The following is an 11,441-nucleotide window of genomic DNA, read 5'->3' as shown; positions in this document are numbered from 1 at the left end:
TATGAGGTGAAGCACACCGCTCGTTCTTCGGACATTCGTTCGAAGTGAGCGGTGTTTTTTTATTTACAGAAGATGGGAGCGCGATGTCTGATGGCGGATCGGATGGTGGATCGGATGGCGTTGGTTGGCGTGGATGTGGGGGTAGCTGGTAAATTGAGTACTGCTGAACGAGCCTACAGGGAGTGGATACTAAAGCATAGGGAGCTGCGTGAGCCTACAAGTGAGCGAAGACGACGGCTTGTAGAGCGTGACGATCATGGCGAACAACTTTTTGCAATCGATATCTGGTGGCAGGTGCTAGGCAGCTTTGAACATTTGCATCCGGAGTATGAGGTGAATGATTATCGCGATGGCAGCCGGTTTCTCGACTTTGCTTATATTCGCCATCCCTTTCGAATCTCCATTGAAATAGATGGTTTTGGGCCGCATCAAAAAAATGCTTCACGGCGGAAATTTTCGGATGATCGCTTTCGGCAAAACCAGCTAGTCCTGGACAATTGGATTGTAGTGCGCTTTTCCTATGACGATCTCCGGGAAAGACCAAGACAATGTCAGCAGTATATTCAGCAGCTGCTGGGCAAATTATACGGGCTCGGACGTGCAGACGCGCTTCATCTGCAATTGCCCTCGTCCGCGCGGGAGCTTCTGCGTTGGGCACAGCGCCGTGAGAGCGTAACAGCATTCAGTCCGAAGGATGTCGAGAAGATGCTTGGAGTTAGTCACTGTACTGCGCTTAAATATTTAAAGCAGCTGTTCCAGCTAGGATTAGTTGAACAAGCATCCGGAGGGAAACGTATTCGCACCTATCGCTTAACGTCCAAAGTTACTCAATTACATTTTTAAACCAAACACTCATAACTGAATGCCGCTATTTAAGGGGCGATTGGTGAGGGAAGCAGCATATTTGATCTAGTTTCTAGATCTAGTTTCTAGATCTAGTTTTTGAGCTATTTATGTCATTTTGGTTAGTTTCGAAGAATTAAGTCTAGTTTCTGGATCAATTATTGAGAAAGCTGCGCTTTTGAGGCAGGTTGGTATATGCGGCGTATTAGATCTAGTTTTTAGATCTATTTATGCCATTTTGGTTAGTTTCGAAGAATTAGATCTAGTTTCTAGATCTATTATTGAGAAAGCTGTACTTTTGAGGCGAATTGGTGTGGTGTGCGCCGTATTAGATCTAGTTTTTAGATCTATTTATGTCATTTTGGTTAGTTTCGAAGAATTAGATCTAATTTCTAGATCTATTATTGAGAAAGCTGTCCTTTTGAGGTTGGCGGGTTGGCGGATTGGCGGATTGGCGGGTTATGCGGCTGAGCTTGCCGCACGAGTAATATTTTTTCGCAAAAAGCTTCCGTTTCACGCAACCATTACAGCAATCCGCTCGTTTATGAGGGTAACCGGACTTGTTCGAAACCAAAAAACTTAAGGATGAAATGGAGGGGCTATGGATGCGAAGAAAAGCGTTTACTGCTTTGCTGCTGGCTGTAATGCTGCTATTAACTTCCGCTGCCGGGGGACCATTCAAGAACGAGGCTGCCGCACAGCCGGATATTCACATTGTCGTGCGGGGAACGGAGCTGACTTTATCAACCCCGGCTTTTATCGAGAATGGCAAAACGGTTGTTCCTTTGCGGGAAATTTCGGAAGCGCTGGGGGCAGAGGTAACCTATCAATCAGGGCCGGGCGACAAGCAAATGATTACGCTGATGCATGATGACCGCACCGCTTCGCTCACGATCGGTTCAGCCGAAATGACCGCAAACGGCAAGCGCATTCGATTAGAAGCACCCGCCCGTCTTCATCGCGACGTTACGATGGTGCCGCTTCGCGCGATTTCTGAGGCTCTGGGCGCAGTCGTAGCATGGGATGCCGCCCAGCGAACCGTTACAATAGACGATCCGCTCGAACTGCCGACTATCGGTTCCGAGGAAAAGCTGCTTCAGCTTGTGAAAGCGATTAGCAATCAGAATAGGCAATATAATAACTTCGATGGAGTTGTAGAGGAGAAAAGCATAGCAGACAGCGCCCAATCAGCTGCTCCCACCTCTGCCGAATCAAAAAACGAGGGTGACTATTCGCAAACGAATGTACAGGTTGGAGGGGTAGATGAAGCCGATTGGGCCAAAACAGACGGGCGCTTCATTTATCAACTTAGCGGCTTGCGCATTCTCATCACGGATATCGCCAATCCAGCGAAACCAAAGCTCGCGGCAACGGTTGAATATGCGCCTGAGGACGGCTTTGCGCCACAGGAAATTTATGTTGATGACAAGCGTTTAGTGGTCATTGGCCAGCATCAAATCAGTCTGCCATATGACGCCGTGACTGGCGGAGACGATACTCCCTCCGGGATAATAGCCGAAAAAAGGTTGTTTGTTCCGACACGTACAGCGGTGAAGACGTTTATTTACGAGCTGAATGAGGCGGGTAAGCCGAAGCTCGTGCGCGAAACCGAGCAGGAGGGCAGCTACAGCTCCTCGCGCAAAATCGGCAGCTCCTTGTATATCGTGACGAATAAATACAATTATTCATACCAGCTCTATGACATGAGTAAAAATGAAGGAGGCGCTGCAAGCGAACAGCCGCTTGCTCTCTCGTTCGAGCCGGTGTACCGTGATTCGGCGGTATCCAGCGAACAAAAATCGCTGCCGCTTGCTTCTATTCGTTATTTCCCCGAATCGCCCGATACGAATATGATGCTCGTCGGCGCGATCGATCTTGATGCTGCTGATCAGCCGTTGCAAGTATCAGCTTATCTCGGGTCAGGCCAGACGATTTACGCCTCTGAAAAGCATTTGTACGTAGCGATCGCCAAATATGAGGCTGACGGTCAGCAGAAGACGCAGATTCATAAATTCCGCCTTGATCAGGGACGCATCGTCTATATCGGCGAAGGCACGGTTCCCGGTACGATTTTGAACCAATTCTCGATGGATGAGTATGAGGGCTACTTCCGTATCGCTTTGACGAAGGGCGATATGTGGGCAAACGGCGAAGCAGGCTCTACGAATAACCTCTATGTGCTGGATGAGAAACTGAATACTGTCGGCAAGCTGGAAGGGCTTGCTCCTGGTGAGCGCATTTATTCCGTCCGCTTCATGGGCAGCCGCGCTTATATGGTTACCTTCCGCAACGTAGATCCGTTGTTTGCGATTAATCTTGCTAATCCCGTTAAGCCCGTTGTTCTCGGACAGCTGAAAATTCCCGGCTACAGCGACTATTTGCATCCTTATGACGAGAACCATATCATCGGCTTCGGCAAGGAAACTATCGAGCTCCCGAATAAGGGAATGGGCGCCGATGCAACGACAGCCTTTTACCAAGGGATGAAGATCGCCCTGTTCGACGTCTCGGACGTTAGTCATCCGAAAGAGAAGTTTAAAGAGGTGATTGGTGATCGCGGTACGAATTCCGAACTGCTGCAGGATCATAAGGCGCTGCTCTTCTCCAAGGAAAAAGGGCTGCTGGCATTCCCGGTTGAGCTGCTGACCATAAAAAACAAAGAAAAGCTGAAGCCCTCTGACTCTCCCGCTTACGGCGAGTTCACTTATCAAGGCGCCTATGTATATGGCATTGATCTGAAGAAGGGCTTCACCCTGCGCGGCCGCATTACGCATCTGTCGGCGGACGATCTCGCGAAGAGCGGGCAGTACGGCTTTGATTACAATAAAGCCGTAAGGCGCATCCTCTATGCGGGAAATACGCTTTATACGCTGTCGGATCACATGCTGAAAGCTAATGATCTGACGAGCTTAAAGGCAAGCGGCTCGCTCACCTATCCTGCAAAGTCTAAAGAGAGCACTGTGTATCCGGATGGCCCGCAGGTGATGCCAATGCCGATTGCGGTACAATAAATCAATCATAAGACCGCCCGAATCTATCCTAGGCAGATAGATTTATGGCGGTCTTTTGCTTTTGCTGCTTTTGCTGCTTTTGCATCTTTTGCTTCTTCTGCTTCTTTTGCTGTTCCGTTACATCCTCCCTGCACCCCCTGTTCTACATTATTTGCTCTAATATTTCATGTTTTCATACAAAATCACCCAATAAACTACCGAAATTTGTTACACTATTAGCAAAATTGTATGTAGAAGGATGATGACCATGTCGGATCATAACGACCGCGATGAGCTTGCAGACCGCCGGCGCAATAAGCTGAAGGTGCTGCATTTTGATGCGAACGGTAAAGACTTAGTAGAATCCGAGAAACCGGATGAGACGTTTGCCGATGTCGGCGGACTCGAGGACGTAAAGAAAAAAATTCGCATGAACTTTATTTTGCCGCTGAAGCAGCCTGAGCTGTTTGCCGCTTACGGCAGGGAAGCGGGCGGAAGCCTGCTGCTGTATGGGCCTCCCGGCTGTGGCAAAACCTTTCTTGCCAGAGCAGTAGCCGGCGAAATTGATGCGAACTTTATGCATATCGAGCTGCAGGCTATCCTTGGCATGTACGTAGGGCAAAGCGAGAACAATTTGCATGATATTTTTGAGAAGGCCCGCGAGAACAAGCCTTGTGTCATCTTTATTGACGAGCTCGACGCGATGGGCGGCAGCCGCAATCAGATGCGTCAGCACCATGACCGCATCCTCGTCAATCAGCTTCTGATGGAGCTTGACGGACTCCGGACGTTTAATGATCAAGTATTTGTCATCGGCGCAACGAACACGCCTTGGTATCTCGACTCGGCACTGCGCAGGCCCGGCCGGTTTAACCATATGATCTTTGTCCCGCCGCCGGAAGAGAAGGAACGCGAAACCATTTTAAAGCTGAAGCTTGCCGGGAAGCCTCTTTCTTCGCTCGATTTGAGCAGGATTTCTAAAGAAACAAAGCATTTTTCAGGCGCGGATTTAGAGCAGATCGTGAAGGATGCCGTAGAAGGTGCGCTGGAGAGAACGCTTGAAACCGGTGAAATTCAGCCGATCTCGCAGGATGATTTGAAGAAAGCGTCCAAGCAGCGGAAAGCGACGACGCTTGACTGGTTTGCCACAGCCAAAAACTATGCAACGTTCAGCGATGTCAACCAAGACTATCAAATCGTTCTGGATTATATGAAGCAAAGCGGTTTGAAATAATTCATTAAGAGCGGGGTAGCCTTATTCATGATAGAAGAAGAAACTAGCCGTCAAAGTTACGAGAGAATAGAGCAGCTCATGAATTGGCGGAGATACACAGACGCCACTAACGAGGCTATGGCGCTCATTCGGGATACACCGGAGGATCCGTACGCTTATGCGCTGCTCGCGCATGTTTGTCTACATATGGATAGCCTTGATAAAGCACTACATTGGTCAGAGGAATCGCTTCGGCGCGACCCGGAAAATGAGCTAGCCTGGTTTGTACGGGCCAATACCTATTACACGATGGAAAACTGGAAGGCTGCTATGGAAGCAATTAAGGAAGGGCAGCGTGTCGATCCCTATGAGCCGCATTATTTCTTCTTGCACGCCAATATATTAAATAAAACAAGAAGGTACGATGAAGCAAGGGATCTATTGCTGAAGGGACTTGAAATTTCTCCTGAAAATGCATTGTATTTGGCAAATTTAAGCTACAACGAAGCGCTGCTGCGGAATTTCTCCGAATCCAAAATGTTAGCAAACAAGGCTTTGCGGCTTGAAGTGGAGTCAGATCTGGTTTATTTGTACCTCGCTTGGTCAGCGGAGAGACGTAATGACTACGACGACTATTTGCTCATGCTCAAGAACGCCATAAGGCTGGACCCTGATGACAAGCAAATTCGTCAGGAGTTTCTCGAAGGCCTTCAGAAAAACTATAAGCTCTACCGTATTATGCTTATGCCCAGCAACCTCATGAAAAAAATGAAGCCATGGCAAATTATCATCAGCTGGATTGTACTATGGATTTTGTTTAAACCTCTCGTAATCCTATTCATCGTGCTCTACTACATTACACATTGGGTAACCAAACTGCTTGTGCATGTCAAAATATTCGGCTGGACGCGAAGAAGGTGAGCGGACTCCGCGCACCTTCTTCTTTCTAAACCTATCCGCTTCATCACAAGAGATCTATGAAAAGGCTTCATACTCTTCCTGCTTTCGAAATATTAATCGATAAGAGCCCGGTAAGCATCAGCCGTTAGCAGCTTGCTGAACGCTTCCTCCAAACTTCCGTCCGCCTCAAGCTCGATAATCCAGCCGCCTTCGTACGGTTCTTCATTTACAAGTTCCGGCTGGTCGACGAGCAGCCCATTCACCTTCGTAACCTTTCCCGTTACCGGGCAGTACAACTCGGATACCGTCTTTACCGATTCGATTGTCCCTACGCTGTCGCCCGCTGTTACTACCGTCCCCGCCTCGGGAAATTCAACGAATACAATATCGCCCAGCTGGCTTTGCGCATAATCGGTAATGCCGATTCGTACGGTTTGCCCCTCCACTCTCAATACCCATTCATGCTCGTCGCTATATACCAGCTGCTCTCTGATTTCACTCATTGCAACGCCTCTTTTCATTTGATTTATTCGCATAGAAATAGCGTAAAGGACTCGCGGCGTACATTTCAGCGTCTATCCGTAACAAACTCTATGCTTACCACCTCCTGAAAATGAGAAAAGGACAGAGAAAAGGTATCCGTCTTTTCTTTGTCCTTGGCAGCTGGGGGCTGTCCCATCCATCGTCATACATTTATCCGATTGCTTTCTTCCCCCAGAGCATAAAACAATCCGCACATTTATGTCAATATACCTCACAATAAAATATTATTTTCACGAAATAATGATTGACACCCTTACGCTTAAGGCGTTTATAATGAAATTAAGAATAGGTAAAACAAAAACTGAATACGCGGATGATGGTAGCGGGAGAGATTACCAGGCATTACAGGTAACGCCGAAGGAGTAAACCCTTACGGGTGAATCTCTCAGGCAAAAGGACCTTTACCGGACGCATCTCTGGAGAGAATCCCAGGCATGGGATCACCAAAGGGGAAACTCACACACTTATTACATGATTGATTGCAGCATGTGTTGAGGTAACTCTCAGGTACAAAGGACAGAGCAGGAGGATATTTATGCGGCGGGGTTCACTCTGCCCGCATATCGATTCCTTTTGCCTGTCCTTTTTAATATCCATAAGGGGTGATGAGGATGAGTTCATTGAAGCGCACACCGCTCTACCCGTTATACTCGGACTTCCCTTCCTTGCGTTGTATCGACTTCGGCGGCTGGGAGCTTCCGGTGCAATTTTACGGCATTCAAAAGGAGCATCATGCCGTTCGCCTGCACGCCGGACTATTTGACGTTTCCCATATGGGCGAGTTTCTCGTAACCGGACAATACGCGGAGACGTTCCTGCAGCGTATGACGACCAACGATGTTTCCCGGCTTTCCATCGGCCAAGCGCAGTATACGTTAATGTGCTACGAGGATGGCGGAGTTGTCGATGACCTGCTCGTCTACAAGCTCTCGGCGGATCAATACATGCTCGTTGTCAATGCCTCTAATATCGATAAAGACCTGCAGTGGCTGCAGGATCACCTGATCGGCGATGTCGTTCTGGAAAACCGGTCGGACGAGACGGCGCTTCTAGCGCTTCAAGGCCCCGAAGCAGCCGCGATTTTAGCAAAGGTGACAGATGCCGCAATCCTGTCGCTGCCATCGTTCCACTTTATTTACAAGGCGACAGTAAACGGTGTTCCCGCCATCGTCTCCCGTACAGGCTACACCGGCGAGGACGGCTTTGAAATCTACTGCGCTTCCAGTGACGCTGAGGTCATTTGGAGAGGGCTGCTCGCTGCAGGCGAGCCATTAGGACTCATTCCGGCCGGCCTTGGCTCCCGCGACACGCTTCGTTTCGAAGCCAAGCTCCCTTTGTACGGCCAAGAATTGTCCAAAGATATATCGCCGCTGGAAGCGGGCCTTGGCTATTTCGTCAAGCTGGATAAAGGCGACTTCCTCGGACGCGAAGCGCTTTCCACGCAGAAGAGCGAAGGGCTGAAGCGCAAGCTGGTCGGTCTTGAGGTAATCGACCGCGGCATTCCCCGCCCGCATTATCCCGTCTACGCTGACGGCGCCTTGATCGGTGAAGTGACGACAGGCACGCAATCGCCGACGTTAAAGCGCAATCTCGGACTAGCCCTCATCGATATCGCCTATACGGGCCCGGATACCGAGGTTTGGGTAGAAATACGCGGCAACCGGCTTAAAGCAAAAATTGTGAAGACGCCATTTTACAAAAAGGGAGCGGGCCTATCATGAAGCATCGTTATTTACCGGTGACGGAGCAGGATCAAGCCGATATGCTGGCCGTAATCGGCGCCGAATCGATTGAAGAGCTGTTCACCGATATTCCGGCAGCTGTTCGCTATTCCGGCGTGATGCCGATGTCCAGTCGCCTCGGCGAGCCCGAGCTGCTCAGGCATATGAGAGAGTTGGCGGACCGGAACGCCGATTCCGACCGCTATCCCAGCTTTTTGGGAGCGGGCCTGTACGATCATCATATCCCCGTCGTCCTTAATCACATCATTTCACGCTCTGAGTTTTATACCGCTTATACGCCCTACCAACCTGAAATCAGCCAAGGCGAGCTGCAGGCGATATTCGAATTCCAGTCTTATATTTGCGAGCTGACCGGCATGAGAGTTGCGAACGCAAGCATGTATGACGGCGCCACCGCCTTGGCGGAAGCAGCCGCGCTTGCAGCCGGGGCGACCAAGCGGAAGCAGATTATCGTCTCCCGCACCGTTCATCCGGAAGCGCGCGAAATTTTGATTACCTCCGCGCATGGCTTAAATCTCGATGTGATCGAAATCGGCTATAAAGACGGCGTTACGGACCTCGCCGCACTGGAGGCAGCCATTACGGAGGAAACGGCGGCTGTGCTGATTCAAACGCCGAATTTTTTCGGCTGCGTGGAGAACATCCGGGCGGTTGAGCCGCTCATACACGTGAAGAAGGGCTTGCTCGTGCTGAGTACAAATCCAATGTCGCTCGGACTGCTGGAATCGCCGGGCGGGCTTGGCGCCGACGTCGTTGTCGGCGATGCGCAGCCGCTCGGCATTCCCGCTTCGCTGGGCGGACCGACCTGCGGATTTTTCGCCGTATCGGAGCCGCTCATGCGCCGTATTCCGGGCCGGATCGTCGGACAAACGGTCGATCAGGAGGGCAGGCGCGGCTTCGTACTGACGCTGCAAGCACGCGAGCAGCATATTCGCCGCGAGAAAGCGACATCGAACATTTGCTCCAACCAAGCTTTGCTGGCGCTGTGCGCTTCCGTCTACATGTCGACTTTAGGCAAAGCCGGCATGCAGGAGGCGGCTTTGCTTAATTTGCGCAAGTCACATTATGCGGCGAATCAAGCAGCGGCAAGCGCCTCCTTCACTCTCGCCTTCGCCTCGCCATTCTTTAATGAATTTGTCGTGCGGCTGCCTGAAGCCGCGGATTTGAAAGCCGTTAACTCCAAGCTGCTGAAGGCCGGCTTTATCGGAGGCTACGATCTTGGAGAGGCATATCCCGAGTTGAAGGGCCACATGCTTATTGCCGTAACCGAACGAAGAACGAAGGATGAAATTGACCGATTCGTAAGTCTACTGGAGGCATGCCTATGAAACCCGAGAAGGCGTTGATCTTTGAATTAAGCAAACCCGGGCGTATTGCCTACTCCCTGCCGGAATGCGACGTTCCCGAGCTTGAAGCGGAAGCTCTCATTCCTGCGGAACTGCTTCGCAGCAAGCCTGCGGAGCTGCCGGAGGTGTACGAAGTCGACGTCATCCGCCATTACACGGAATTATCGCGCCGCAACTTCGGTATCGATAACGGCTTTTACCCGCTGGGCTCCTGCACGATGAAATATAATCCGAAAATAAACGAGGACGTCGCCCGGTTTGCCGGCTTCGCCAAAATCCATCCGTATCAGCCTGAAGAAAGCATTCAAGGGGCATTGGAATTGCTGTACACGCTGCAAAACGACATTGCCTCGCTCACAGGGATGGACCAGGTGACACTGCAGCCCGCCGCCGGCGCCCACGGCGAATGGACCGGTCTAATGCTCATACGCGCTTACCATGAAAGCCGGGGCGAGGTCCGTAAGAAAGTGATCGTACCGGATTCCTCTCACGGAACGAATCCGGCCAGTGCGACGGTTGCCGGATTCGACACTATTACCATCAAATCGGACGGGAGCGGCATGGTTGATCTGGATGCGCTGCGCGCTGCGGTAGGCAGCGATACCGCCGCATTGATGCTGACGAACCCGAGCACGCTCGGCCTGTTCGAGGAAAAAATCGTGGAAATCGCCGAAATCGTTCATGAGGCCGGCGGCCTCCTCTACTACGACGGAGCCAACTCCAACGCGATCATGGGTATTACCCGCCCAGGCGACATGGGCTTTGACGTTGTGCATTTGAATTTGCACAAGACGATGAGCACGCCGCACGGCGGCGGCGGTCCCGGGGCAGGTCCGGTCGGCGTGAAGAGCCGGCTCATCCCGTTTCTGCCGAAGCCGGTTGTCGGAAAACGCGAAGACGGCACTTTCTACTTTGACTTCGACCGGCCGCAATCGATCGGCCGCGTCAAAGCCTTTTACGGCAACTTCGGCATACTGGTCCGCGCTTACACGTATATCCGCACCTATGGCCCTGATGGACTGCGCCGGGTATCCGAGCTCGCAGTGCTGAACGCCAACTACATGATGCACCGGCTTGCCCCATACTATGAGGTCGCGTATCCGGGCATCTGCAAGCATGAATTTGTTCTGTCCGGCAGGAAGCTGAAGCAGTACGGCGTCCGCACGCTGGATGTCGCCAAGCGGCTGCTCGACTTTGGCTATCATCCGCCGACAATCTACTTCCCGCTTAACGTCGAGGAATGCATCATGATCGAACCGACCGAGACAGAAAGCAAGGAAACACTCGACAGCTTCATCGATGCGATGATCCAAATCGCGCAGGAAGCGGAGAACAATCCAGAGCTCGTCATCAATGCGCCGTACACGACCGTCGTGAAACGGCTCGACGAGACGAGCGCCGCGCGTAAGCCGGTGCTGAACTGCACCTGCGGCTGAGCCCGGACTATAGCTGCACCTTTAAGCTCGATTGGAGCGTAAGCTGCTCACCAAGCCGATTGTAAAATTCAACAGTAAATGACAGTGCTGCAGGTAGCCTGCGGAACCGCTTTGGAAATAGAGCTAGAAAATAGCTCTATTTCCCCCAAACTAACCAAAACAGCATAAATAGAGCTAAAAACTAGCTCTATGATGCACTCGCGTACCCTCAAACGGGCCACAATCACGCCGACGAAGAAAAATAGATCTAGAAAATAGCTCTATTTCCCCCAAACTAACCATAACAGCATAAATAGAGCTAAAAACTAGATCTATGGTGCACTCGCGTACCCTCAAACGGGCCACAATCACGCCGACGAAGAAAAATAGATCTAGAAAATAGCTCTATTTCCCCCAAACTAACCATAACAGCATAAATAGAGCTAAAA

General features: G+C 50.9%; 9 protein-coding genes and 2 riboswitches. Of the genes, 8 read left to right on the top strand and 1 reads right to left on the bottom strand.

The window, feature by feature from the left end; all coding sequences use genetic code 11:
* Window positions 1-90: 90 nt before the first annotated feature.
* The 5 genes from AC0YNZ_RS17300 (at window position 91) to AC0YNZ_RS17280 (ending at window position 5,967) form a co-directional block, all read left to right on the top strand.
* Entirely contained in the window at window positions 91-843 is a 753-nt protein-coding gene (locus AC0YNZ_RS17300; protein ID WP_475827804.1) for a DNA-binding response regulator, read from the top strand.
* Between the two features lie 118 nt (window positions 844-961).
* Window positions 962-1,426 (top strand): hypothetical protein, encoded by a 465-nt coding sequence (locus AC0YNZ_RS17295; protein ID WP_475827803.1) that lies wholly within the window; start codon window positions 962-964, stop codon window positions 1,424-1,426.
* Between the two features lie 22 nt (window positions 1,427-1,448).
* Window positions 1,449-3,854: a beta-propeller domain-containing protein gene (locus tag AC0YNZ_RS17290; RefSeq protein WP_475827802.1), complete on the top strand. Its 2,406-nt coding sequence runs from the start codon at window positions 1,449-1,451 to the stop codon at window positions 3,852-3,854.
* Window positions 3,855-4,101: 247 nt separating this feature from the next.
* Window positions 4,102-5,067, top strand: a complete 966-nt coding sequence (locus AC0YNZ_RS17285) for an ATP-binding protein (protein WP_475827801.1) — start codon at window positions 4,102-4,104, stop codon at window positions 5,065-5,067.
* A gap of 27 nt (window positions 5,068-5,094) precedes the next feature.
* Window positions 5,095-5,967, top strand: a complete 873-nt coding sequence (locus tag AC0YNZ_RS17280; protein ID WP_475827800.1) for a tetratricopeptide repeat protein — start codon at window positions 5,095-5,097, stop codon at window positions 5,965-5,967.
* A gap of 92 nt (window positions 5,968-6,059) precedes the next feature.
* On the opposite strand, the gene gcvH is transcribed toward AC0YNZ_RS17280, so the two are convergent.
* A complete protein-coding gene (gene gcvH, locus AC0YNZ_RS17275; RefSeq protein ID WP_475827799.1) occupies window positions 6,060-6,449 on the bottom strand; it encodes a glycine cleavage system protein GcvH in 390 nt (129 codons plus the stop codon).
* A gap of 353 nt (window positions 6,450-6,802) precedes the next feature.
* Window positions 6,803-6,900: riboswitch (glycine riboswitch) on the top strand.
* A gap of 3 nt (window positions 6,901-6,903) precedes the next feature.
* Window positions 6,904-7,011, top strand: a riboswitch (glycine riboswitch).
* A gap of 89 nt (window positions 7,012-7,100) precedes the next feature.
* On the opposite strand from gcvH, the gene gcvT reads away from it, so the two are divergent.
* From gcvT to gcvPB, 3 genes are read left to right on the top strand one after another with little or no spacing between them, the layout of a single operon-like run.
* Window positions 7,101-8,210, top strand: a complete 1,110-nt coding sequence (gcvT, locus tag AC0YNZ_RS17270; protein ID WP_475827798.1) for a glycine cleavage system aminomethyltransferase GcvT — start codon at window positions 7,101-7,103, stop codon at window positions 8,208-8,210.
* On the top strand, window positions 8,207-9,559 hold the full coding sequence (gene gcvPA / locus AC0YNZ_RS17265; protein WP_475827797.1) for an aminomethyl-transferring glycine dehydrogenase subunit GcvPA: 1,353 nt from the start codon (window positions 8,207-8,209) through the stop codon (window positions 9,557-9,559). Before gcvT ends, gcvPA begins: the two co-directional genes overlap by 4 nt.
* The gene (gcvPB, locus tag AC0YNZ_RS17260; protein WP_475827970.1) at window positions 9,556-11,013 is read left to right on the top strand and encodes an aminomethyl-transferring glycine dehydrogenase subunit GcvPB; all 1,458 of its coding nucleotides are present in this window, start codon (window positions 9,556-9,558) and stop codon (window positions 11,011-11,013) included. The genes gcvPA and gcvPB overlap by 4 nt, the downstream gene beginning before the upstream one ends.
* Window positions 11,014-11,441: the final 428 nt, after the last annotated feature.

The sequence above is a fragment of the Paenibacillus sp. J2L1-98 genome (assembly GCF_056269405.1).
Note: the sequence above shows the minus strand (reverse complement) of the source record. Positions and strands in the feature narration are given on the sequence as shown.

Excerpts from the sequence above, each read along its gene's own strand:
- gcvH (WP_475827799.1), bottom strand. The coding sequence starts at position 6,449 with ATGAGTGAAATCAGAGAGCAGCTGGTATATAGCGACGAGCATGAATGG.
- gcvT (WP_475827798.1), top strand. The coding sequence starts at position 7,101 with ATGAGTTCATTGAAGCGCACACCGCTCTACCCGTTATACTCGGACTTC.
- AC0YNZ_RS17285 (WP_475827801.1), top strand. The coding sequence starts at position 4,102 with ATGTCGGATCATAACGACCGCGATGAGCTTGCAGACCGCCGGCGCAAT.
- AC0YNZ_RS17280 (WP_475827800.1), top strand. The coding sequence starts at position 5,095 with ATGATAGAAGAAGAAACTAGCCGTCAAAGTTACGAGAGAATAGAGCAG.
- gcvPB (WP_475827970.1), top strand. The coding sequence starts at position 9,556 with ATGAAACCCGAGAAGGCGTTGATCTTTGAATTAAGCAAACCCGGGCGT.
- AC0YNZ_RS17290 (WP_475827802.1), top strand. The coding sequence starts at position 1,449 with ATGCGAAGAAAAGCGTTTACTGCTTTGCTGCTGGCTGTAATGCTGCTA.
- AC0YNZ_RS17300 (WP_475827804.1), top strand. The coding sequence starts at position 91 with ATGGCGGATCGGATGGTGGATCGGATGGCGTTGGTTGGCGTGGATGTG.
- gcvPA (WP_475827797.1), top strand. The coding sequence starts at position 8,207 with ATGAAGCATCGTTATTTACCGGTGACGGAGCAGGATCAAGCCGATATG.